This window comes from Bradyrhizobium sp. dw_78 (genome assembly GCF_018449525.1).
Taxonomy (GTDB): Bacteria; Pseudomonadota; Alphaproteobacteria; order Rhizobiales; family Xanthobacteraceae; genus Bradyrhizobium.
Genome location: NZ_JAAVUS010000012.1, coordinates 114,227 through 138,776 on the forward strand (window position 1 = coordinate 114,227; position 24,550 = coordinate 138,776).

At 62.6% G+C, this 24,550-nt stretch carries 19 protein-coding genes; 8 read left to right on the top strand and 11 right to left on the bottom strand.

The window, feature by feature from the left end:
• Nucleotides 1-181 precede the first annotated feature (181 nt).
• Entirely contained in the window at nucleotides 182-952 is a 771-nt protein-coding gene (locus tag HB630_RS25475; RefSeq protein WP_213775465.1) for a glucose 1-dehydrogenase, read from the top strand.
• A 117-nt stretch (nucleotides 953-1,069) separates the two neighbouring features.
• Here HB630_RS25475 and HB630_RS25480 read toward each other — a convergent pair whose 3' ends face one another.
• Nucleotides 1,070-2,338, bottom strand: a complete 1,269-nt coding sequence (locus HB630_RS25480; protein WP_213775466.1) for an FAD-dependent oxidoreductase — start codon at nucleotides 2,336-2,338, stop codon at nucleotides 1,070-1,072.
• Nucleotides 2,339-2,676: 338 nt separating this feature from the next.
• Between HB630_RS25480 and HB630_RS25485 the strand changes: the two genes are divergently transcribed.
• Nucleotides 2,677-4,110, top strand: a complete 1,434-nt coding sequence (locus HB630_RS25485) for a DEAD/DEAH box helicase (protein ID WP_213775467.1) — start codon at nucleotides 2,677-2,679, stop codon at nucleotides 4,108-4,110.
• A gap of 332 nt (nucleotides 4,111-4,442) precedes the next feature.
• Nucleotides 4,443-5,501, top strand: coding sequence for a diguanylate cyclase (locus HB630_RS25490; protein WP_213775468.1), 1,059 nt, complete (start codon nucleotides 4,443-4,445; stop codon nucleotides 5,499-5,501).
• 63 nt (nucleotides 5,502-5,564) lie between these two features.
• Here the strand turns inward: HB630_RS25490 and HB630_RS25495 are convergent, their stop codons facing one another.
• From HB630_RS25495 to HB630_RS25530, 8 genes are all read right to left on the bottom strand, one after another.
• Nucleotides 5,565-6,020: a TfoX/Sxy family protein gene (locus HB630_RS25495; RefSeq protein ID WP_213775469.1), complete on the bottom strand. Its 456-nt coding sequence runs from the start codon at nucleotides 6,018-6,020 to the stop codon at nucleotides 5,565-5,567.
• 56 nt (nucleotides 6,021-6,076) lie between these two features.
• Entirely contained in the window at nucleotides 6,077-6,481 is a 405-nt protein-coding gene (locus HB630_RS25500) for an iron-sulfur cluster assembly accessory protein (protein ID WP_213775470.1), read from the bottom strand.
• A 67-nt stretch (nucleotides 6,482-6,548) separates the two neighbouring features.
• Nucleotides 6,549-6,920 carry an SUF system Fe-S cluster assembly protein gene (locus HB630_RS25505; RefSeq protein WP_213775471.1) on the bottom strand — a complete coding sequence of 124 codons (372 nt, stop codon included), beginning with the start codon at nucleotides 6,918-6,920 and terminating at the stop codon, nucleotides 6,549-6,551.
• Nucleotides 6,917-8,164: a cysteine desulfurase gene (locus HB630_RS25510; RefSeq protein ID WP_213775472.1), complete on the bottom strand. Its 1,248-nt coding sequence runs from the start codon at nucleotides 8,162-8,164 to the stop codon at nucleotides 6,917-6,919. Before HB630_RS25510 ends, HB630_RS25505 begins: the two co-directional genes overlap by 4 nt.
• A complete protein-coding gene (gene sufD / locus HB630_RS25515) occupies nucleotides 8,161-9,483 on the bottom strand; it encodes a Fe-S cluster assembly protein SufD (protein WP_213775473.1) in 1,323 nt (440 codons plus the stop codon). Before sufD ends, HB630_RS25510 begins: the two co-directional genes overlap by 4 nt.
• 18 nt (nucleotides 9,484-9,501) lie before the next feature.
• Nucleotides 9,502-10,254, bottom strand: a complete 753-nt coding sequence (gene sufC, locus HB630_RS25520; RefSeq protein ID WP_213775474.1) for a Fe-S cluster assembly ATPase SufC — start codon at nucleotides 10,252-10,254, stop codon at nucleotides 9,502-9,504.
• Between the two features lie 129 nt (nucleotides 10,255-10,383).
• Nucleotides 10,384-11,880, bottom strand: a complete 1,497-nt coding sequence (sufB, locus tag HB630_RS25525) for a Fe-S cluster assembly protein SufB (RefSeq protein WP_213775475.1) — start codon at nucleotides 11,878-11,880, stop codon at nucleotides 10,384-10,386.
• 94 nt (nucleotides 11,881-11,974) lie between these two features.
• Complete coding sequence (locus HB630_RS25530; protein WP_213775476.1) at nucleotides 11,975-13,129, bottom strand: cysteine desulfurase family protein; 1,155 nt, start codon at nucleotides 13,127-13,129, stop codon at nucleotides 11,975-11,977.
• Between the two features lie 302 nt (nucleotides 13,130-13,431).
• Here HB630_RS25530 and HB630_RS25535 point away from each other — a divergent pair, with 302 nt between their 5' ends.
• Nucleotides 13,432-14,079, top strand: a complete 648-nt coding sequence (locus tag HB630_RS25535) for an alpha/beta hydrolase (protein WP_213775477.1) — start codon at nucleotides 13,432-13,434, stop codon at nucleotides 14,077-14,079.
• A 24-nt stretch (nucleotides 14,080-14,103) separates the two neighbouring features.
• Here HB630_RS25535 and HB630_RS25540 read toward each other — a convergent pair whose 3' ends face one another.
• Nucleotides 14,104-15,207 carry an anhydro-N-acetylmuramic acid kinase gene (locus HB630_RS25540; protein WP_213775478.1) on the bottom strand — a complete coding sequence of 368 codons (1,104 nt, stop codon included), beginning with the start codon at nucleotides 15,205-15,207 and terminating at the stop codon, nucleotides 14,104-14,106.
• Nucleotides 15,208-15,377: 170 nt separating this feature from the next.
• On the opposite strand from HB630_RS25540, the gene tyrS reads away from it, so the two are divergent.
• From tyrS to HB630_RS25555, 3 genes are all read left to right on the top strand, one after another.
• Nucleotides 15,378-16,634, top strand: coding sequence for a tyrosine--tRNA ligase (gene tyrS / locus HB630_RS25545; protein ID WP_213775479.1), 1,257 nt, complete (start codon nucleotides 15,378-15,380; stop codon nucleotides 16,632-16,634).
• A gap of 66 nt (nucleotides 16,635-16,700) precedes the next feature.
• Nucleotides 16,701-17,960, top strand: a complete 1,260-nt coding sequence (locus HB630_RS25550) for an MFS transporter (RefSeq protein ID WP_213775499.1) — start codon at nucleotides 16,701-16,703, stop codon at nucleotides 17,958-17,960.
• Between the two features lie 153 nt (nucleotides 17,961-18,113).
• Complete coding sequence (locus HB630_RS25555) at nucleotides 18,114-19,808, top strand: methyl-accepting chemotaxis protein (RefSeq protein ID WP_213775480.1); 1,695 nt, start codon at nucleotides 18,114-18,116, stop codon at nucleotides 19,806-19,808.
• A 39-nt stretch (nucleotides 19,809-19,847) separates the two neighbouring features.
• Here HB630_RS25555 and HB630_RS25560 read toward each other — a convergent pair whose 3' ends face one another.
• Nucleotides 19,848-23,600 carry a DUF3971 domain-containing protein gene (locus tag HB630_RS25560; protein WP_213775481.1) on the bottom strand — a complete coding sequence of 1,251 codons (3,753 nt, stop codon included), beginning with the start codon at nucleotides 23,598-23,600 and terminating at the stop codon, nucleotides 19,848-19,850.
• 220 nt (nucleotides 23,601-23,820) lie between these two features.
• Between HB630_RS25560 and HB630_RS25565 the strand changes: the two genes are divergently transcribed.
• Entirely contained in the window at nucleotides 23,821-24,534 is a 714-nt protein-coding gene (locus tag HB630_RS25565) for a peroxiredoxin (protein WP_213775500.1), read from the top strand.
• The last annotated feature ends 16 nt before the right edge of the window (nucleotides 24,535-24,550 follow it).

Below are 24,550 nucleotides of genomic sequence, written 5' to 3' on the forward strand. Positions count from 1 at the left end.
TCTGATTTCGCATCGCGCTTAAAAAGCCCCGGTCTGGTCCGGGGCTTTTTTGTGCCCAGGCCATGGCAACGCCATTCAGATGCGTTGTTCTCGCGCTTGCCCTCTCCGCCTCGCAGCGTCACTCTGGCGGTCGCCGCGCCGTAACCGCGCGGCGGGGGTAACGGGCATCCGGATCACAAGCATGAAACAGCAGCTATTCGATCTCAGCGGCAAGGTGGCGATCGTCACCGGTGGCAATGGCGGTATCGGCCTTGGCATGGCGCGCGGGCTTGCCGACGCCGGCGCGCACATCGCGATCGTCGCCCGCAATGAAGCGAAGTCGAACGATGCCGTCGCGGACCTGCGGCAGCGCGGCGTCAAGGCCATTCCGGTCATCGCCGATGTCACCGACAAGGCTGCGGTCGCGGCCATGGTCGAGCGCGTCAAGCAGGAGTTCGGCCGGATCGACATCCTCGTCAACAATGCCGGCATCAATATCCGCAAGCCCCCGCACGAGCTCGATATCGAGGAATGGAATCGTGTCATCGATACCAACCTCACCAGCGCGTTCCTGTGTTCGCAGGCGGTGTACCCAGTGATGAAATCCGCGGGCGGCGGCAAGATCATCAATATCGGGTCGATGATGTCGATCTTCGGCGCCAGTTTCGCGCCGGCCTATGCCGCCAGCAAAGGCGGCATCGTACAGTTCACCCGTGCCTGCGCGTGCGCCTGGGCCGCGGACCATATCCAGGCCAACGCGGTGCTGCCGGGCTGGATCGATACCGATCTGACCAAGCGTGCGCGGCAGGAGGTCGACGGCCTGCATGGCAAGGTATTGGCGCGCACGCCGGCGGCACGGTGGGGCGACATCGCCGACTTCGCCGGCATCGCCGTGTTCCTGAGCTCGGCGGCTTCGGATTTCGTGACCGGCACCGCGATTCCCGTCGACGGCGGCTTTTCGATTATGGGTTAGAGCGGGATGACTTTTCTTCGAATCGTCATCCATCTCTAACTTTCTGTTTGAGCATGATCTCCGCGCAAACGCGTTCCGCGTTTGTCGCGAGGGAAAACCGGTTTCCACTTTTCCGGATCATGCTCTAGACGAAGCTGTCGAGGCTGCCGGCGAGCGGACATGTTCCGAGCGAACACCGATCGCCAGGAAGCGCGCGGTAAGGCCTTGCAGCCACGGCACCGCATTGACGATGCGCGCGAACAGCGGAACCCTGAGCGGGCGATCGCCCGGCTCGAGCGCGACGCTGATGATGTTGTTCTGCACCACGATCTGCATTGCCTGCGTCATCCGCATCGGAAACTCCCGCCGCCGCCGTACGGCGTCGAGTTCATTTTCATCAGGGCAGCCTTTGGCCAGCTTCGCCGCCAGCAGGTTCGCGGTCGCGACCGCATCCTGCACCGCGAGGTTGACGCCGACGCCGCCCACCGGCGACATCGCATGCGCGGCATCGCCGATGCAGAGCAGGCCGGGCCGCGTCCAGCGCTTCATTCGGTTGATCGCCACCGTCAGCAGCTTCACGTCATCCCAGCTCTTCACATCCGCAATCCCGGAGCGCAGCATCGGCGCCGTGGCGACGACATCGCTTTGGAATGCATCCAGCCCGCGCGCCTTGACCGCATCGTACTGGCCCTTGGCGATCACATAAGCGCATTGCCAGTAGGTGCCGCGGTCGAACGTCACCATCATCTTGCCCGGCTCAAGCCGGGCAAACACGTTTTCGATCTCGTCGGGACGCCGGCCGGCGCGAAACCACAGCACATCCATCGGTGCTCCGATTTCCTCGACCTTGAGCCCGGCGCATTGGCGCACCGTCGAATGCCGCCCGTCGCATCCGATGGTCAGGTCGGCCTGAATTCGGACAGGCCCTTCCGGCGTATCGGCGATCACCCCGGCGACCCGGTCGCCCGACCAGATGAGATCGGTCGCGTCCGCCTGCATCATGACCTTGAGCGGCGGAAACCGCTTGCCGGCCTCGCGCAGGAAATTGAGAAAATCCCATTGCGGCATGAAGGCAATGAAAGGATATTTGGCGCCGGTGCGGCCCAGATCGGCGATGCGGACCGACCTGCCGCCGAACTGGCCGTCCATCTTTTGCAGTTGCTGGTGCGGCAGTTTCAAGAACCCGTCGATCAGGCCCAGTTCATCCATCACCTGGAGCGTCGAGGGATGCACGGTGTCGCCGCGGAAATCCCGGAAGAAATCCGGATGCTTTTCCAGCACCACCGTTTCGATGCCGGCGCGGCCGAGCAGATAGCCCAGCATCATCCCGGCCGGTCCGCCGCCGACAACGCAGCAGCGGGTCGTGATCGTGCGTTCTGATCGTTCCGGGGGACTACTGGCGTCCATGATCTGTCTTTGTCGTTGAAGGGCATCAGGCGGCGCGCCCTGGAGCTCCGGCAATGGATTCGACGCGCACCTTATTTGAAGCCCGAATGACAAAAAGCCCCTTATTTGTGCGAAAACATTAAGCTTTTTCCGCCATTTGCGCTGCGGCAAGATTGACTTTGGCCGTTTCGTCCCTATGTTTCGATCAACGCGGCCCTGGATCGAAACGCGATTCTTTAGGTTAGCCGCTGGTCAGCGTAGGTTCAGAGCCCCCAGCTTTATAAAGCGCGCCGTTTCGGGGCTAAACGCGACAGCCTTTTTACTTTCGATTCCGAACGGCGGTGTCGATTAGAGGCTCAATGTCTTTTTCCCATCTTGGCTTATCCGACAAGGTGCTCGCCGCTGTCGCGGCCACCGGTTACACCACCCCTACCCCCATCCAGGAACAGGCGATTCCCTATGTTCTGGCCCGCCGGGACGTCCTCGGCATCGCCCAGACCGGCACCGGCAAGACCGCCGCTTTCGTCCTTCCCATGCTGACCATGCTGGAAAAGGGCCGCGCCCGCGCCCGGATGCCCCGCACGCTAATCCTGGAGCCGACGCGCGAACTCGCCGCGCAGGTAAAGGAGAATTTCGACAAATACGGCGCCGGCCAGAAGCTCAACGTCGCGCTTCTGATCGGCGGCGTCTCGTTCGGCGATCAGGACAGTAAATTGACGCGCGGCGTCGACGTGCTGATCGCGACACCGGGACGGCTGCTCGACCATACCGAGCGCGGCGGCCTCCTGCTCACCGGTGTCGAATTGCTGGTGATCGACGAAGCCGACCGCATGCTGGACATGGGTTTCATTCCCGACATCGAGCGTGTCTGCAAGCTCGTTCCCTTTACCCGGCAGACGCTGTTCTTCACCGCGACGATGCCACCGGAAATCCGCCGTGTCACCGAAGCCTTCCTGCACAATCCCGAAAAGATTGAAGTTTCCAAACCGGCGACAACCGCCGTTACCGTGACCCAATCGCAGGTCGCCGCCGGCCGCGAGCCGCACGAAAAACGCGAGATCCTGCGCCGCCTGTTGCGCGACGCCAAAGACCTCAAGAACGCGATCATCTTCTGCAACCGCAAGCGAGAAGTCGCGGTCGTCTACAAATCATTGCAGAAGCATGGCTTCAGCGTCGGCGCGCTACATGGCGACATGGATCAGTCCGCGCGCATGACAGCGCTCGATCAATTCCGCAAGGGTGAACTGCCGCTGTTGGTCGCCTCCGACGTCGCCGCCCGCGGCCTCGATATCCCCGAGGTGAGCCACGTCTTCAATTTTGACGTTCCCCATCACGCGGACGATTACGTCCATCGCATCGGCCGTACCGGCCGCGCCGGCCGTACCGGTACGGCGATCTCGATCGTCACGCCGCTCGACCAGAAGTCGATGGTGGCTATCGAAAAACTGATCGGGCAGACCATTCCTCGCGCCGACAGCGGCGTCGAGATTCGGCCAGCCGACAACATGGCCCCGGATTCCGGCAGCGAGCATGAGCGCGACTCTCATGCGCGCGAAGGTTCGCGTGGCGGCCGCAAGCCCCGCCGCGAACGCGAAGGCCGGCGTCCTAATGGTCCCAATGGCGGCGGTGGCCGGGGTCACGCGCCGCAGCAGCCTCAGCCGCAGGCGGCCAGTTCGCGGGTGCCGTCGATTGGCCGCGCCGAAGCGCCGCCGTCCGTCCAGCACGATACCGAACCTGCCGATCACTCACATCTTCCGGCATTCCTGCTCCGGCCCGTGCGCGCCCGAGTCTAGGCGTTTTCGCGCGAATCAGAACCGACGCTCTGGAATTATTTCGATTCTGACGGAATCGGAACCGAGACTTTATCCTTTTGTTTTGACGCGTTTTCTTTGCGCGAATCGAATCCACCCCGGATCAAATCCGGGGCAGGTTTTGGTTTGAACAACACGACCGATACCGCATCGCAGGATTTCGATGGCATCGGTCGGATATCCGCCGGCCCAGGAACCCGCTACGGAACCCGTTTACCGGTCATTCATCCTCGCCCGTTAGCTTGGCGGCAATATTTCGAGATATTGCGCTTGGGGACGACGGGCAGAAGCTCGCTATTTTTGGGGACACGACCGTGCTCGACGAACACGAACGCACGCTGGCCTTTGCTGAAGTCGCGCTGGGCCAGATCAAGTCGCTTCGGCAGACGGCCGTCCCCCGCAATTACGAAATCTGGTACGTCTACGCGACCGGATACAATCCGCCGCTCAACAAGATCATCAACGAGACGCTGGCGCATAACGGTAAGCTGACCGAGGCCGATCTCGATCAGATTTACGATACCTATCTTTCCCAGATCAAGACCACCGACCGCATCGACAAGGTCGGCGCGCGCGTGATCGGCGAGATCGACGACGTGATGGCCCTCATGACCGACGCGCTGGGGATGTCGGCCAGCTACGAGGAAAGCCTGTCCGGCGCCGCCCGGCAACTCAGCGCCGTGAAAAATCATGACCAGCTCAAGATCATCATCGAATCGCTGGTCAAGTCCACGCAGGAAATGCGCGAGACCAACAAGGTGCTGGAAGATCGGCTTCAGCTCTCGAAAACAGAGATCGCCAATTTGCAGCACAGCCTCGACGCCATCAGGGCGGAGAGCCTGACCGATCCCCTCACCGGCCTCGGCAACCGCAAATATTTCGATCGCTCGATCGAACGCGCGGTCGAGCATGCGCTCGCCAATAATGAACTGCTTTCGCTGTTGATGTTCGACATCGATCACTTCAAATCGTTCAACGACTCCTATGGGCACCTGACCGGCGATCAGGTGCTCCGCCTCGTCGGCATGTCATTGAAGCAGACCATCAAGGGCCAGGATATCACCGCGCGTTACGGCGGCGAGGAATTCGCGGTCGTGCTGCCCAATACCGGGCTGCGCCAGGCGCTGACGGTTGCCGACCACATTCGCTGCGCCGTGATGGCGAAAGAGCTGAAGAAAAAATCGACCGGAGAAATCCTCGGCCGCGTCACCATCTCGGTCGGCGTTTCCATCCTCAAGCCCGGCGACGACACCGATTCTCTGATCGAACGCGCCGACGCCTGCCTTTACGCCGCCAAGCGCAACGGCCGCAACCGGGTCATCTGCGAAGTCGATCCGGAATACGCCACCGAGATCCAGAACCAGGTAGCTTAGCAAGAGACCTTCATGAGGTCTCATACCTGGCCATCCTTCGAGATGCGCGCTAAAGCGCGCTCCTCAGGATGAAGACTTTTTCTTCGAGCTATTCCTCTTTCCAGCGGCCTTCGCGCTGTTTTTGTTTTTAGCGGCAACCTTGGTGGCGGCTGCCTTGTTGCTGCCCGCCTTGGCCTGCTTGCGCGTTCTCGGACGTTTTCTCAACGCCGCACGTTGCGCCGCCGCGAGCGCCGCCCTGGCCCACTGCGTCAACTCTTCGGGCTCGTCGAACAGCCGCGCCGGCAATTGCCAATAGGAGCCGACCGTGACGCTCCTGGTGCTGGTCTGATACTGGAACGGCGTTGAGCCTTCCGACTCGAATTGCGGAATGGTTTGCTCGTCGGCGCGGAAATACAGGCCCGCGCGCAGCGCCATCGCGAAATTGGTACCGTCAACCGAAATGCCGAATCCCGAGAACATCGGGCGGATGGTTACCGGGCCGAAATCGGCAAACAGGTCGATCAGGAAATCGCGGTCCATGCACCGCCCGTGTTTCCGCCTATCGTCCCGGCATTCGCCGGAACGATATCAAGGATTTACACCTTCGCGGGCGTCAGTTGCACCGACTCGCCGCAGCCGCAGGCGCTCACCTGGTTCGGATTGTTGAAAATGAACTGCGCCGACATCCTGTCGGCCTTGTAGTCCATCTCGGTGCCCAGCAGGAACAGCACCGCCTTGGGATCGACCAGGATCTTCACGCCCTTGTCTTCGACGACCTCGTCGGTCGGACGGACTTCGTGGGCGTATTCGACCGTATAGGATTGCCCGGCACAGCCGCCGTTCTTGATGCCGACGCGCAAGCCGACGATTTCGGAATCAGCGCGCTTGGTCAATTCCCGGACGCGCTGCGCGGCGGCTTCGGTCAGTTTCATGACCTGCGGGCGGGGCCGCGGCTTCGGCTTGGAGCTCGGAATGGATGATGCGGGTGTCATGTCAGTCATGTGGCCCATCCCAACGGCAAATCAATGCCCGTTATTTTCCCATAAACCAGTTAAACACGCGAATGCGTCACCACATGTTGAGGACGAGACGCGCCTCGTCACTCATTCGATCCGGCGACCACGCCGGCTCCCACACCAGATTGACGCTGACGACGCCGACACCGGGAACGCTGGCGACGGCATTCTCGACCTGCGTCGGCAATTCTCCCGCTGCCGGACAATTCGGCGTCGTCAATGTCATGACGACGTCGACGCTGCGATCGTCCTTCAGGTCGACCTTGTAGATCAGGCCGAGCTCGTAGATATCGGCCGGAATTTCCGGATCGAACACCGTCTTCAGCGCGGCGACAATTTCACCGCTGAGCCGTTCCGTCTCTTCCGGCGGCAACGCCGAACTGGTCTCGATATGACTGGTTTTTGCTTCGGCCGTATCGGTCATGAAAACAATTCCCGTGCCTTGATAAGCGCCTGCGCCAGGTGATCGACTTCCTCGCGCGTATTATACATTCCGAACGAAGCCCGGCAGGTCGCAGTGACGTTGAAGCGCTCTAAAAGCGGCATCACGCAATGGGTTCCGGCGCGCACCGCGATCCCCTGTCGGTCGATCACGGTCGCGACATCATGCGGATGGGCGCCCTTCATCTCGAACGAGATCACCGGGCCCTTGTCGCGCGGTGTGCCGATCAGTCGCAGCGAATTGATTTCGCGCAGCCGCTCCATGGCGTAGGTCAAAAGGCCATGCTCATGCGCGGCGATGCGCTCCTTGCCGATCGAATTGACGTAATCGATCGCCGCCCCGAAGCCGACCGCCTCGACGATCGCCGGCGTTCCGGCCTCGAATTTGTGCGGCGGATCGCCATAAGTAACCCAGTCCTTGGCGACTTCGCGGATCATCTCGCCGCCGCCATTGAAGGGCCGCATCGCTTCCAGAATCGCATATTTGGCGTAGAGCGCGCCGATACCGGTCGGGCCGTAAACCTTGTGACCGGTGAAGACATAGAAATCGCAATCGATGTCCTGCACGTCGATCGCAAGATGAACCGCGGCCTGGCTGCCATCGACCAGCACCGGAATGCCGCGGGCATGCGCCAGCTTCACCACGTCCTTGACCGGAACGATGGTGCCGAGCGCGTTCGACATCTGCGTGATCGCGACGAGCTTGGTCCGCGGCGTCAACAGCTTCTCGAACTCGTCGATCAGGAAGTTGCCTTCATCGTCAACCGGCGCCCATTTGATGACCGCGCCATGACGCTCCCTGAGAAAGTGCCAGGGCACGATATTGGAATGGTGCTCCATGATCGAGAGCACGATCTCATCGCCAGCCTTGATGTTCGACTCGCCCCAGGAGTAAGCGACCAGATTGATCGCCTCGGTGGCGTTGCGGGTGAAGATGATCTCCTCGTTGCGCCGCGCATTGAGGAATTTAGCGACCTTGGCGCGGCCGCCCTCATAGGCCTCGGTCGCCGCATTGGCGAGGTAATGCAGACCGCGATGCACGTTGGCGTATTCGCTTTTATAGGCTTCGGTCATGCGGTCGAGCACGGCCATCGGCTTTTGCGCGGAAGCCGCGTTGTCCAGATAGACCAGTTGCTTGCCGTAGACCTTGAGCGCCAGCGCCGGGAAATCCTCCCGGACGCGCGCCACATCATAGGAGCCGTTCACCACCGCCGGATGCAGGGTCATCGTCGCGCCTCCAGCCAGCGTTGCGCCGTCGCGGTCACCTGCTCCCGCAAGGCATCGCTGGCGATCTGTTCGATCGCCTCGCCGACAAAGGCCTGGATCAGAAGCGCCTGCGCTTCGTTCTCGGAGAGGCCGCGCGCCCGTAAATAAAACAGCAGGCTATCATCCAGCGCGCCCGTGGTCGCGCCGTGGCCGCAAGCGACGTCGTCGGCGAAAATCTCGAGCTCCGGCTTGTTGTCCGCCTCGGCTTCATCGGACAACAGCAGAGCCCGCGTCATCATCCTGGCGTCGGTCTTTTGCGCCTTGGGCCGGACGTTGATGCGGCCCTGAAACACCGAATGGGCGCGGTCATCGACGACAGCCCGGAAGATCTCCCGGCTGACGCAATTCGGCACGGCATGATCGACCACCAGCGTCATGTCTCCGTGCTGCTTGCCTCGCAACAGATTGACGCCGTTGATGGACAGTTCCGTGCCCTCACCGTTCAGCGTGACAAAACCCTGAAACCGGCCGACCGCGCCGCCGCTGAACATATTGAACAGATTAAGCTTGGCCTTGGCGCCCACGGTAAAAATGCCGGACGTGATGTTCACAGCATCGGTCCCGTCGTCCATCAGCCGCACCTGCGACAGGTCCGCCCCATCACCGATCCAGACGATCACCGCGTCGTTGACCTGATGCGATCTGGCGCCATCGGCCGCCACAAAATTCTCGACAAGAGTGGCGCGCGCGCCGTGACCAACCTTCAGATAGGAGCGCGTGAAGGCCGAAGCCGACGGCGCCGTCGCCACGTGAATGATCTGGATCGGACGGGAGAGCGCGGCGCCATCGGCAATGCCAATCACGACGCCATCGGTCGCCAGCGCCGCGTTCAGCGATATCATCGCATCGGTCGTATCGGTGAGCAGCAAATCGGACCGGGCGTCGTTGCTGGCGTCCTCCAGCGTCGCACGCAAGGTCTTGACGCTGACGCCGGCCTCAAGCTTGGTGAGATCGGAAAGCTCCGGCACCAAAACGCCGTCCACCAGAACGAGCTTTGACGCATCCTCGACCGCATGCAATTGCACCGCAACGCGCGCACGCTTGAGCGCGACGGCGTCCGGCGCCGCCGCCAGCGGCAGCACCTCGCGCATCAGCACCCGCAGATCGGTATATTTCCACTCCTCGACGCGCCGGTTGGGCAATCCCGCGCGTTCATAGGCCTCGAACGCCTGTTGACGCACGCCGGCGACCTTGCCCGCGCCGGGCAACCGGTTCCGCGCGATAGCGAAAATATCGCTCAACGCTTTGCCGGTTTCGGTTTTTGCCAGTACCAGGTTCATCATCAATCCGTTTATGCGTCAGGCCGCGTCTTCGAACTGCGCGTAGCCGGAAGCTTCCAGCTCCAGCGCCAGCTCCTTGCCGCCGCTTTTGACGACGCGGCCCTTCGACATCACATGCACGATATCGGGAACGATATAGTCCAGAAGCCGCTGATAGTGCGTGATCACCACCATCGCCCGCTCCGGCGTCCGCAACGCATTGACACCGTCGGCAGCGACCCGCAACGCGTCGATGTCGAGGCCCGAATCCATCTCATCGAGGATGCACAGGCTCGGCTGGAACAGCGCCATTTGCAGCACCTCGTTGCGCTTCTTTTCGCCGCCGGAAAACCCGACATTGACGCCGCGGCGCAGCATGTCCTGCGGAATATTCAGGGAGCTCGCGACCTCGCGCACCTTCTTGAGAAAATCAGGCGTCGAATATTCGCCCTCGCCGCGCGCCTTGCGCTGCGCGTTCAGCGCGGTGCGCAGGAACGTCATGGTGGCGACGCCCGGGATTTCCACCGGATACTGGAAGGCGAGGAACACCCCCTTGGCGGCGCGCTCGTCCGGCGGCATCGCCAGCAAATCCTCGCCCTTGAACAGGATCTCGCCGCCGGTGACTTCATAGCCCGGCTTGCCGGCGATGACATGGGAGAGCGTCGATTTGCCGGAGCCGTTCGGTCCCATGATGGCATGCACTTCGCCAGCGTTCACCGTCAGCGTCAGCCCGTGGAGAATCTCACGCTCCTCGACACGGACTTGCAGATTTTTGACTTCGAGCAGTGACATCGAATTATCCTTAGGAGACCGACTTAGAAGTCTTCGTCATTGCGAGGAGCTCCTGCGACGAAGCAATCCAGCTTGGTTCGCCCAATGGATTGCTTCGCTGCGCTCGCAATGACGGCACCAAACCCGCCATCACCCCACGCTGCCTTCGAGCGAGATCGAGATCAGCTTCTGCGCCTCGACCGCGAATTCCATCGGCAGCTGCTGCAGCACGTCCTTGACGAAGCCGTTGACCACCAGGCCGACGGCCTCCTCCTGGGAGAGCCCGCGCTGGATGCAGTAGAACAGCACGTCCTCGGAGATCTTCGACGTCGTCGCCTCGTGCTCGAACAGCGCCGACGAATTCTTGGCCTCGACGTAAGGCACGGTATGCGCGCCGCACTGGTCGCCGATCAGGAGCGAGTCGCAGGCGGTGAAGTTGCGCGCCCCGGTCGCCTTGCGGTGCGCGGTGACCAGGCCCCGATAGGTGTTCTGCGACTTGCCCGCCGCGATGCCCTTGGAGATGATCCGGCTGGTGGTGTTCCTGCCGAGATGGATCATCTTGGTGCCGGAATCGACCTGCTGGTAGCCGTTCGAGATCGCGATCGAGTAGAACTCGCCGCGGGAATTGTCGCCGCGCAGGATGCAGCTCGGGTATTTCCAGGTGATCGCCGATCCGGTCTCGACCTGGGTCCAGGAGATCTTGGCATTGTCGCCGCGGCAGTCGCCGCGCTTGGTGACGAAATTGTAGATCCCGCCCACCCCTTCGGAGTTGCCCGGATACCAGTTCTGCACCGTCGAATATTTGATCTCGGCATCGTCCAGCGCCACCAGCTCGACCACCGCGGCGTGCAGCTGGTTCTCATCGCGCTGCGGCGCGGTGCAGCCCTCGAGATAGCTGACGTAAGCGCCCTTGTCGGCGATGATCAGGGTGCGCTCGAACTGGCCGGTGTTGCGCTCGTTGATGCGGAAATAGGTCGATAGCTCCATCGGGCAGCGCACGCCCGGCGGCACGTAGACGAACGAGCCGTCGGAGAACACCGCCGAGTTCAAGGTCGCGAAGAAATTGTCCGAGGTCGGCACCACGCTGCCGAGATATTGCTTCACCAGGTCGGGATGCTCGCGGATCGCCTCCGAGATCGGCATGAAGATCACGCCGGCCTTCATCAGCTCTTCCTTGAAGGTGGTGGCGACCGAAACCGAATCGAACACCGCATCGACCGCGATCTTGCGCCTGGCCGTATCGGCTTCGCCCGGGCGCGGCTCGACGCCTTCCAGCATCGCCACCTCGCGCAAGGGAATGCCGAGCTTCTCGTAGGTCTTGAGGATCTCCGGATCGATCTCGTCCAGCGACGATACCTGCTTCTTCGGCTTCGGCGCGGCGTAATAATACAGATCCTGATAGTCGATCTTCGGGTATTCGACCCGCGCCCATGCGGGCTCGGTCATGGTCAGCCAGCGCCGATACGCCTCCAGCCGCCATTCCAGCATCCAGGCCGGTTCGCTCTTCTTCGCCGAAATGAAACGCACCGTGTCTTCCGACAGCCCTTTCGGAGCCTTGTCGGATTCGATCAGCGTCTCGAAACCATATCGGTATTGATCGACGTCGACCCGCCTGACGCGGTCGACCGTCTCTTGTACTGCCGGCATTCCATCCTCCGCTCGCGGTTTCAAGGACCGCGGTGGATCAATTCCGAAACTTTACTACGATGTTTGTCGGACAAAATCACCTGCTTAGAACCGTTCAAGCTGTGTTTCGTCCCTCTTTAACTAGGGTACTGGAGAGCTTTCGCCAAGCCTCAAGGCAGCGATTAATGTCGTCCTCCGACGTGGACCAGCCCAGACTGAGCCGCACGGCTCCCTGGGCAAGATCCGGGCCGAAACCCATGGCTTGCAGCACATGGGACGGCTGAACCTTCCCGGACGAGCAGGCCGAGCCTGAAGACACCGCAATGCCGGCGAGGTCGAAGCCGATCACCGCCGTCTCGGCCTTGAGTCCGGGAACCGTGAATAAAGTGGTATTGGGCAACCGCTGCACATTCTCGGAGAAGACAATGATTTCAGGGGCTTGCCGCAGGCCCCTCTCAAGCTGGTTGCGCAACCTTTCCAGCCGGGAGGCGTCATCGTCCAGGGCAGCCATGGCAGCCCGCGCCGCCGCCCCAAAGCCTGTGATGCCTGCCACGTTCTCCGTACCCGCCCGGCGCCCAAGTTCCTGACCGCCGCCGCGCAGCAGCGCGCCGAGCCCCTCCACTTCTTCCGCCAAGACGACGGCTCCGACGCCCTTGGGGCCGCCGATCTTGTGCGCCGACAGCGTCACCAGATCGGCACCCGTCGCGCCGATCTCGAACGGGATTCTTCCAAACGCCTGGATCGCGTCGACATGGAGCAGACCGCCAGCGGCATGAACCAGCCTGGCCGCTTCCGCCACCGGCTGCACCGCGCCGGTTTCGTTGTTGGCGAGCATCACGGACACCAGCGCGGGCGGTCCGCTCTCAAGCGCCGCCCGCAACTGATCCAGGTCGAGCACGCCGGAGCGGCCAACTCCGACGGACGTGATCGACTCGGACGGAAACTGCCCGCCGGCAAGAACCGAAGCATGCTCGACGGCCGAAACCACCAGCCTTTCGACCGAGGGTCCGGAGCCTCTTCGAAGGCCGGGCTTCAGCGCAAGCACATTCGCTTCGGTGCCACCGGAGGTAAAGACGATGTTTCGGGGCATAGCGCCAACGGCAAGCGCGACCGACGCCCTCGCCTCTTCGATCAGCTTGCGGGCCTCGCGGCCCTCCGCATGGACCGAAGAGGGATTGCCGCAGAGATCCCATGCTGCAGCCATCGCCTCGCGGGCTTCCGGGCGAAGCGGCGTGGTCGCATTCCAGTCGAGATAGATACGATCCAGCATCTAGTATTATATTACCGTGACAAGGACTTTCAGAACGGACGATGGCAGCTTTCGATCACGTCCGGTGTTTCCTCAATTGGCGATCCGGGCGTGACTTGCAATCGAATTCCCGGCGCTGAATGCATCGGCGAATGTTCAAGATGCTTGCTTTTTGCCCCTCGCCCTATGTTAGAAGGCGGCCTCAAATTCACCCGCGCCGTTCGCGCATCGCCAGACGGCGCCTGATCATCCCTTCTCTGCAAGGTTCATCTGACGGACAGATGGAGCCCGCATTAGGTCGGTTGATTACTCTAGGAACACGCATGCCTGAAGTCATTTTCACCGGTCCCGCAGGCCGTCTTGAAGGCCGTTACCATCCGGCCAAGCAGAAGAACGCGCCGATCGCGATGATCCTGCATCCGCACCCGCAGTTTCACGGCACGATGAATCACCAGATCGTCTACCAGTGCTACTACGCTTTCGCGCATCGCGGGTTTTCGGTGCTGCGGTTCAACTTCCGCGGCGTCGGCCGCAGCCAGGGATCGTTTGACCACGGCACCGGCGAACTCTCGGATGCGGCTTCCGCGCTGGACTGGGCGCAGACCATCAATCCGGAGGCGCGCGCCTGCTGGGTGACGGGCTTCTCGTTCGGCGCCTGGATCGGCATGCAATTGCTGATGCGCCGCCCGGAGGTCGAAGGCTTCATCTCGATCGCGCCGCCGGCCAATCTCTATGACTTTTCGTTCCTAGCGCCCTGCCCGTCCTCCGGACTGATCGTGCATGGCGAGAAAGACGCGGTGGTGCCGCCCAAGGACGTCAACACGCTGGTCGAGAAGCTCAAGACGCAAAAGGGGATCGTGATCGATCAGCAAATCATCCCCGGCGCGAACCATTTCTTCGACGGCAAACTGGAGCCGCTGATGGAAACGGTGACGAGCTATCTCGACATGCGGCTCGCCAACGTCCGCTGAGCCGCGTTTCGAGACGACGCCCGGTCACGGCCGGGCGATCACGCCGCCGGTCATCGGCATCGGCACGCCGGTCGTGGCGGGATAGCTCAGCGGCAGGCCTTTGAGGCCGCGCGCTGCCAGAAAGCCGAACGCCTGTGCCTCGATGGCGTCCGCCGACCAGCCCACGACGCCGGCCGCTTCGACCGTGGCCTGCGTCAGCCGCTCGCGCAGCATCCGCAGCATGGTGAGGTTGCTGGCGCCGCCACCGGCGACGATCCAGCTCTTGGGCACCTTGGGCAGCAACGGCACGATCCGGGCGATGGCCGCCGCCGTGAAAGCGGTCAGTGTTGCAGCGCCGTCGGCGGGGCTCACATCGCCGAGCTTCAGCGCCGCAAAATCGTTGCGATCGAGCGATTTGGGCGGCGGCGACGCAAAGAACGGAAGCGCCAGCGCGCGTCCGATCCAGGCCTCGTCCGCCACGCCCTGCGCGGCCAGACGGCCCTCGCGATCAAATCGCTGCCCCATGACGCGGAACATGAAATCGTCGAGCAACGCGTTACCGGGACCGGTATCGCAGGCCATCAGGACATCGGAACCGTCGATATAGGTGATGTTGGAAACACCGCCGATATTAACCACGACGATCGGCCCCTCGCGCTCCAGCGACTGGGCCAGCGCGCGGTGATAGACCGGCACGAACGGCGCGCCCTGGCCGCCGGCGGCGACATCGGCGGCGCGGAAATCGTGCATGACCGGAATATGGATGGCCTTGGCCAGCGCCGTGGCGTCGCCGATCTGGACGGTCAGCCGCTGCTCCGGCCGGTGCAGCACGGTCTGGCCATGAAAGCCGACGATGTCGATGTCCTCGGCGGTGAGGCGGTTCTGCGCGGTGAATGTCGCCACCGCTTCGGCGTGCGCGAGCGTCACCACGCGCTCGGCCTCGCGCAGAATTCCCGGCCTGGCGTCGCGTTGCGTCAGCCCGGCCGCCTCGGTCAGGGCCTGGCGCAACAGCACCCGCTCCGGATCGGTGTAGGGCCTATATCCGGAAGGGCCGAGCGCCTTGACCTGCTTGCCGTCGGTTTCGATCAGTGCAACATCGACCCCGTCGAGCGAGGTGCCGCTCATGAGACCGACCGCCGTCATCATCATCGCCAAAGTGCCTTCGCGACGCCCTGCCCGGATTTCGGGTTCGGCCAGCTTGTGCCAAACCAGCACATCTTATAATGCCACAGCGCGGACAGCTGCGGCAGTGCGTTCCGCCATAGTTCCGCAATTAGCTGCAAACAGCGTAAAACAAGAATGATCAGAAAAGCCAACCTATGACTGCCTTTAAGTCTGATTTTCTCAATGTGCTGCAAAGCCGCGGCTTTATCCATCAGATTTCGGACCCGGATTCGCTGGATGCGCTGGCGGCCCGGCGCGAACTCACCGCCTATATCGGCTTCGACTGCACCGCGCCTTCGCTCCATGTCGGCTCGATGGTGCAGATCATGTGTCTCTATTGGCTGCAGCAGACCGGCAACAAGCCGATCGCCCTGATGGGCGGCGGCACCACCCGCGTCGGCGATCCCTCCGGCAAGGATGAGACGCGCAAGATCCTGTCGATCGAGGACATCGAGCGGAACAAGAACGGCATCAAGCAGGTGTTCTCGCGCTTCCTGCAGTTCGGCGAGGGCAAGAGCGACGCGGTCATGCCCGACAACGCGGAATGGCTGACCAAGCTCAACTGGATCGACATGCTGCGCGACATCGGCCGGCATTTCTCGGTCAACCGCATGCTGGCGATGGATTCGGTCAAGCTCCGCCTCGAACGCGATCAGGAGATGAGCTTCATCGAGTTCAACTACATGATCCTGCAGGCCTACGATTACACGGTGCTCAACAAGCGCTACGATTGCCGCCTGCAGATGGGCGGCTCCGACCAGTGGGGCAATATCGTCAACGGCATCGACCTCGGCCGCCGTCTCGGCACGCCGCAATTGCACGCCTTGACGACGCCGCTGATCACGGCGGCTTCGGGCGAGAAGATGGGCAAGACAGCCAGCGGCGCGGTCTGGCTCAACCCCGACATGAAGAGCCCCTACGAATATTGGCAGTTCTGGCGCAACACCGAAGACGCCGACGTGCCGCGCTTCCTGAAACTGTTCACCACGCTGCCGCTGGACGAAATCGATCGGCTGGCGATGCTGCAGGGCGCGGAGATCAACGAGGCCAAGAAAGCGCTGGCCGATGCCGCGACCGCGCTGCTGCATGGCGCGGACGCCGCCCGCACCGCGGCTGAAACCGCAAGGCAAACCTTCGAGGAAGGCGCCATCGCGGAAAACCTGCCGACGGTGGAAATTCCGGGCAGCGAGCTGGACGCCGGCGCCGGCGTGCTCGGAATGTTCGTCAAGGCCGGTCTTGTGGCCTCGAACGGCGAGGCGCGGCGCCAGATCAAGGGCGGCGGACTGCGCGTCAACGACGTCGCGGTATCGGATGAGAAGATGGTGCTGAACCGCTCCAACCTGACCCCGGAAGGCGTGATCAAACTGTCGCTCGGCAAGAAGCGCCACGTCCTGCTCCGGCCTGCCGAGTAAGGCCTGCATAGGCGCATTCCCGTTTGACCCTTGCTCGGAGCGCCGGAAACGCGCTCCTTGCTCCGCATGAATCAGAATGCGCCAAGGGAAAATCCAGGGGAGGATATCGCCGCCAAGCCGTTCAAGCCGGTTCGGGTGGCGCTGAGCGTTCTCGGGGTTTGCTTTGCCTTATCGGTGCTCGGCCGCGGCCTTAACGAAAGCTTCACGGTCTTCCTGAAGCCGATCTCATCGAATTTCGGCTGGGACCGCGCCGATGTCGTCTCGGTGTATTCGCTGTCGGCGCTGGCCGGCGGATTGGCATCGCCCCTGATCGGGCGGCTGTTCGATCAATATGGGCCGCGCACCGTCTATGCGCTGGGCCTGTTGCTGCTGGGCGGCGCGTTCGTCATCACGGCCTTCTCGCAGCATCTCTGGCAATTCCAGTTGGCGCTCGGCCTGTGCGTCGGCGTCGGCGTCGCCTTCATCGGTCCGGTACCGAACTCGATTCTGCTTGGCCGCTGGTTCGGCCCGCGGCTCCCGACAGCCATGTCGGTGGTGTATTCGGCGACCGGCGCCGGCGTGCTGATCCTGCTGCCGGCCTCGCAAGTGCTGATCGACCATTTCGGCTGGCGCGGCGCCTATGAGATTTTGGGCGGCGGCACGTTGATCCTGCTGGTGCCTCTGTTGGCGCTGCCGTGGCGGCTGTTCTCCGGCGGCGCACCGCATATCATCAGGAAGGTGGCGTTGGACCTGCCCGACGAGGCCTGGACCTTGCTGAGCGCGATGCGGCATCACGCCTTCTGGGCACTGTTCGCCACTTTCTTTTTTACGGCCATCGGAATGTATGCCATTTCGCCGCAGGTCGTCGCCTATCTGATCGATGCCGGATTCCCGCCATTGCAGGCGGCGACCGCCTGGGGGTTCAGCGGCGTCGTGCTGCTGTTTGGCATGCTCGGCGTGAGCTGGCTCGACGGCATCATCGGCCGCAGGCCTTCAGTGCTGATCAGCTATGCAATTTCGATTGTCGGGATCGTCCTGCTCTGGCTGCTGCAATGGTATCCGGACTTCTGGATGCTGACCGGCTTCGTCATATGCTTCGGCAGCATGATCGGCTCGCGCGGTCCGCTGCTCGCGGCCACCGCAATGAAGATCTTCCGCGGCGAACGGCTCGGCACGATTTACGGCACCATCACTATCGGCAGCGGCCTCGGTTCGGCCTTTGGTTCGTGGAGTGGCGGCCTGATTCACGACTGGAGCCACAGCTATAATCCACTGATCGCGTTCGCCCTGGTCAGCGTGTTGCTCGGCATGATTCCATTTCTGGTCGTGCCGGCCTTGCGGACGTAGCGTACCGTCCGGCCCGGACAAAAAGCCGCAGCGCAACGTTTGCGTTTCGATACCTACGGCGTCCGGATCGTTCGCATCCGATTACCGGTATTCACGATTGGTAAGCAGGTTCCTGATAATCGGCTGTGGTGAATTTACGCTGCAGGGGTCTACATGAACGTGCTCAGCCAACTGAAAATCCGCACCAAGCTCGCAGCCATCGTTGTGCTGGCAGCCCTGACCATCTGCCTCATCATTGGGATTTCGGCGTGGCTGAACGAAAACCGGATGCTGGCGGACCGGGTCACCCAGATGCGCACGGCGGTCGATCTCCTGTACGGCATGGCCCAGACGCTTCAGGATGAGGTCACAGCCGGCAAAATGACCATTGCCGAGGCGCAGACCGAATTCCGGAAGCGCGGCAGGAAAATGACCTTCAATGACGGGCAAGGCTATCCCAATGTCTATAATGCCGATACCTCGCTTCTCCTGAACAGCGGCAACCCACAAATCGAAGGCAAGATCACCGGCGCAAAGGATGCCAACGGCGTCCTGATCGTCGACGCCCAGGTAGCCGCCGCCCGGCAGAGTCCTGAAGGAGGCATTGCCTCCTTCCTCTACCCCCGCCCTGGCAATACCGTTCCCGTCCGGAAGATGGCCTATGCCCGCAGCTTCGGGCCCTGGAACGTGGTCATGAGCTATGGGCTTTACGTCGATGACATCGACGCCGATGTGAACGCCCTGCTAATGGAGCTCGGCGCGATCGGCGGCGGACTCATGATCCTGATGGGCCTGCTGTCATGGCTGATCGCCAGCGATGTGCTCGGGGCGCTCGACCGGTTGAGAAGCCGGATGCAGGGAATCTCCGAAGGAGATCTCGACCAGTCGGTCGGAGAATCCGGCCGCGGCGACGAGATCGGACGGATGGCCGAGACGCTGGAAGTGCTGCGGCAGACGGCGATGACGGCGCGCGCGCTTGAAGCCGAACAGGTCGCGACCAAGCAACAGGCCGAGAAAGAGAAACGGCAGGCTCTGATCGCCCTCGCCGACCGGTTCGACACCTCGGTCGGACATCTGGTCGGGCTGATGGCATCCGGATCGACCGAATTGGAAAAGACCGCGCAATCGATGACCGACACGGCGGAGCGCACCAATCAGCGCGCCTCGGCAGTGGGCTCGGCGGCGACGGAAGCCAGTTCGCGCGTCCAGACAGTCGCAGCGGCAGCCGAGGAATTGTCCTCGTCGATCACCGAAATCAGCCGGCAGGTGGCGCAATCCGCCGCGATCACCAGCCGCGCCGTCGAAACCGCGCGCCACACCGATACCACCGTGCGCGCGCTGGCCGATGGCGCCAAACAAATCGAACACGTCGCGGAACTGATTTCGAACATCGCGGGCCAGACCAACCTGCTCGCACTCAACGCGACGATCGAGGCGGCACGCGCCGGCGAAGCCGGCCGGGGATTTGCCGTGGTGGCGGCCGAGGTCAAGAGCCTCGCCAGCCAGACCGCCGAAGCCACCAAGGAGATCGGCACCCGCATCGCCCAGATCCAGGGTGCGACACGGGAAGCCGTCGAGGCCATCCAGGGCATCACCGCCACGATCGAGGAAGTCAGCGTCATCGCCGCCACGATCGGCTCGGCGATCGAGGAGCAAGGCGCGGCGACGGCGGAAATCGCGCGCAATGTCACGCAGACCGCACATGCGACCCAGGATGTCACGACGAATATCGGGGGCGTCAGCATGGCGGCCAATGAAACCGGCGGCGCCGCCGGTCTTGTCCTGAGCGCGGCAACCGATCTCTCCAAGCAGGCCGAGCAATTGTCAGGCGAGGTGAATACCTTCCTGTCCGGCGTGCGCGCGGCGTGAGATCGAATAGCCTTTAAGCGATCACCGGGCGCCGCGGCCTCATCGCGGCGGCCGGTTTTCATCGGAAGGAAAGTCGACCGGACCGCTTTGCTTGCCGGTGTTGAACTCGAATATCTTTCTGAACACGCCCGGCGCCATCGCCGAAATCGGATTGACGCGAAGCACCGGCTGGCCGGGCGAACCGACGAGCTCGTAGGTCACGCCGATCAGTCCCTCGTTGCTGCCGCCGCCCAGGAACAAGCCGACAATCGGAATCTGGCCGAACATGTTGTTCAGCCCATACATCGGAACGAAGGTGCCGCTCATGCGCACCTGGTTGCCGGGGTAATCGATACTGCCTTCGATGGTGCCGCCGACCATCGGCCCCTTCACCACGCCCTCGCGAATCGTAAGCTGGCCGTTTTGCCGGGTGAACTCGGCGCGCATTCCCGAAAAGGCAATGCCGTTCTGGACTCCGGCCGGGCCACCGGCCGCGATGCGATCGAGCGCGGCCTCGCCCTTGATGGAAAAATCGCGAACCAGGATCCGGCCTTCCTTGGCGCTCGATTCGGCGCTCGGCGGATCCATCGCCAGCGAAAGCTGGCCTCCGATCATCTTGGCGTAGGTGTCGGTAAAGCGAAACAGCGCGCCGGCATCATTGGTATCGAGATAGATCATGTCGCGGCCCTGGGGACGGCTGCGCAGCTCTCCCGTCACCGGCGTATCGCGCCCGAGCTTGCCGCTGAGCGCGAGAGACTTGAGCGCTCCGCCCCGCCGCGACATCTTGACGTCGACACCGCGCAGCGCCTCGCCGTCATAGCCGATGACCGCTCCGAGCTTGACGTCCACGTCGAAATCAACGTTCTTGGCCTTGCTCTTGGCGTCGGCCTCCTTGCCTGAAATGGCCGACTTGATGAAGCCGCGCCCGTCGAACACATCGCCGCGCATCGTCACCCTGAAAACGCCGTCGGGGCCGCGATCGGCCTTCAGCGAGACCTTGTCGCCGTCGGAAGGAGAATAGGTCGGGAAGTTCGCATTCATCAGGTCGTTGTTCTGATCGAACTCGAGCGATCCCTTCATCGACGTGCCGCCGCCGTCGATGACGATATCTTCGAAGCGCGTCGATTGCGGCTTCGGCACCACGTTGAAAACGGCATGGGCCGGCTTGCCCGCCGCCTTGACCCAGCCCGGAAGGATATTGTCGAGCTTCAACGCGGTCAGATCGGCGTCGACGCCGATGCGGCTGTCATGGTCCGGAGCTCCACTGATCTTCCCCGTCACCTTGACTGGAATTGTGCCGCTCGCCGCGGGGCCCAAATCGAATAATCCAAGACGCGCACGACCCGCATCATCGAGCGTCGCCTGCAACTTGATATCGGCATCGCCGTCATTCGGCTTGCGGTAATCCAGCGAAGCCGGTTGCCCGTTGATCTTGACGTCGCCCTTGACCTGGTAGCCCTGATTGTTGGCGACCACTTTCAGCGCATTGGCCTCGAGCTTCTGGTTCATCACCAGTTTGTCGGCGGAAAATCCGGTGAGGTCCGCGGTGACGGCGTAGCTCGTGTCGGCTGCGGTGATCGCACGCTTGATCGGCAGGCCAAGCATCACCTGGGCCGACACCGTTCCCTTGCTCGAATCGGGATCGACCAGGGTGCCGGCGAATTCGCTGAGACGATCGGAAGCGAGAATTTCAGCCGCCGCCGGCACCGGACCGTCGATCCGGAATCGCACCTTTGCCGGCGAAGGCTTGGGCGCCAGATCCGGCACCTCGAACGCGAAATCGGAGATGTTGAGTTTGCGTCCGGCGGGCGTGTCCACCACGGCCTGCCCGATCGTCACCGTCGCCGTACGGCCGGTAACATGGGCTTTCAAATCCGCATCATGCACCAATGGCAAACCATCCACCGGGCGCAACGACACGCCGCCGGCGACGATGTTGACGGAAAGACCGTCGTCCGGGATCGGCGGGCCCCGCCGCGAAAGGTTGTGAACCGGCGAGTTGACGCCAATCTCGATGCGCTGAAGCGAGCCGCGCTCGACCCGGTCGAGGACCCACTCCCGGACCTCGGGAACGATCAGGGTCGGCCAGATCAGCTTGAGCTGTGCCGCCGACATCGGCGTTCCAGCGATGCCAAGTTGCAGCCGCGGTTCGCCCGCATAATCGATGCTGCCGCTGCCGGCGACGCCAATCTCGCCGTTGCTGATGTCGGCCTGGGATAGCAGCACCCGGTGCTTTTCCGTGTCGAACCGCAGCGCGACCGAGACGCGGTTGAAGATCAATGGCTGTTCGTCGCCGTTTCCGGCAAGCACGATGGTGCCGCCGCTGAGGCCCATTTGCCAATCGGTGTCACTGCCGTTGGGCGGTTCGAGATGCGCCAGAAGCGTGATCCGGTTGGCGCCCGAGACGATCTTGAACGGCGCGAGCAATACGTGCCGCGCTGAATCCCACTCGATATCCGTCTCCGCCGAATCGATCGCCATCGGATAATCGGGCGTATCGCTATCGATGATGTGTCCCTCACCGGCGCGGATCTTGCCGCTGAAATAGGTCGGCGATCCGTCTCGGCCGAGCTCGCCCTTCAATTCGCCCGACAGCAACAAATCGGCGCTGTAGGTCAGATCCTTCAGCCGCAGCGCCAGCAGGATATTCGCCGTCGGCACCTTGTCGGCACGAATATCGACCGATCGCACGCCGTTCGCCAGCGCGCCGACCGCGACGCGCAGCGACCACGCATTATTGCCCTCTTCGCCGACGCTCAGCGCCACGCCGCCGCCGCTCGGGCGGCGAAGACTGAGGCTGATATTCTCGAAATTCCATTTGTTGCCGCGCTGCTCGTCGTCGACGATCAGGTTTCCATTCTTCAAACCGATTTCGTTGAGGTTTTGTCCATCGAGCCCGGTCAGGCTCAGGCTGTCGAGCCAGTCGAGTCCGGCGAGCAATCCGCTCGGCGCGCCGCGATTATCGGCGCCGGCCGTCGCGCCGGACGGAGCGGGAGGCGATGGCGCGGCAACAGCGGGCGACGGCTGCGATGCCGGAAGCTGGGCCGGAGACGATGGCGGCGCTCCGATCTGTCTTTTCGACGTCACGCCGGTTGCGATCGGCCGCGCATTGGCGCCGGTGGAAACCGTCACATAGCCGTCCGGCGTGATGCGCACCGCGAGGGTGGCATCCACCAGATTGAGGCTTTCGGCGCGAAGCTGCCCCATCAGGAGCGCGGTGCCCGACAGCCTTACCTCGGCTTTCGGCGCGCTGGCGACAACGGCATGGTCGCGGTCCCTGACGATGATGTCGCGGATTCGCACCGCAATGCGGATTTTTCCGGCGCGCTCGATCTGGGTGCCGCCGACTTCGACGGTATTGTCGTGGCCGATATTCTCCTCGATCGCCGACGCCAGCCACGGCGTCGCCATGTCGAGATTGATCGGACCTGCACCGAGCCGCCACCATAGCGCACCGAAACCCGTGGCGAAGATCGCGATCAAGACCGCGACCGTGATCGCCGCACGCTTTATCCAGCGTTCGCGTCCAAGCCACCGGCCCAACGCACCAAAGCGATCGCCGAACCGGTGGTAGCCGGAGTTCGAGCGCGACAGCAACCGACGTGCATGGCGGCCGGTCGCCTCTTCGTGATCGTGGTCCCAGCCGGTATTATCCAACGGCAAGGGTTGGATATCGGCACGCGAACTGGAGCCTTTGGCCCCCTGGGGCGACGTATTCCTTGCCATTGCCTCTCGGTCGCGGCGTTGATTGTCGGATTGGTCGATGCAAAGGCCACGCCCGTCGATATGTAACGGGCGCTCCCGTGCAGGCATCGCCGGCAATCCTCGATTGATGTCACTACCCGTCATCCAGCCCCAGGAACGCACTCAACGCGCAGACAGGTAACGAGCAGACGAGTGATGTCTCGAATTCCGTCCAACCTTACCCCGCGGCCGTCGGATTTGCCCAGCCGCCTATTCGATTCGAGCTTGCCAGGACATCGCCTGCCATAGACTAATGATTGATCCGCCGAAAGCGACGAAAGGAAGGCGTATGTCCAAGAAAACGCGTAAGAAATCCTCTAACACGTCCTCCGGCAAAACGGCTCGCGCCGAATCGAAACGATCGACCGCAGCGACGGCGGCAAAAAAACGCGCCGCAACGGCGGCCAAGCCGGCCCGGAAAACCGGCAAGCGGCCCGCCAGCGCTGCGCCGAAAGCATCGAATCGGACCGCGCCCAAACCGCCGAAACCGCTGCGGCCAAAAGTCGCCGCCGGTGCAGACGCGGCGCCGGGCGGCCGCCATGTCCTGACCGAAGGCGCGAAGGCTCCGGCCTTTCGTCTGCCGCGCGACGGTGGCGAGACGGTTTCGCTGGCCGATTTTGCAGGCCGAAAGCTTGTGCTGTTTTTCTATCCCCGCGCGAACACGCCGGGTTGCACCAGCGAAGCCATCGACTTCACCCGGCTGGCCAAGGCATTCGCCGAAACCGATACCGCCCTGCTCGGTGTCTCGGCCGACCCGGTCAGATCCCAGGAAGCGTTTCGAGACAAACACAAACTCTCTGTTCCTCTCGCGTCGGACGAGCAGCACGGAATGCTGGAGGCTTATGGCGTTTGGGGTGAAAAATCCCTGTACGGTAAAACCTTCCTTGGAATCGTTCGAACGACGGTTCTGATCGATGCCGAGGGGCGGATCGCAAGAATCTGGCGCAAGGTGAAAGTCGACGGTCATGCCGACGAAGTGCTGGCAGCCGCCCGATCCGTCTGATTTGCGATGAAACCGA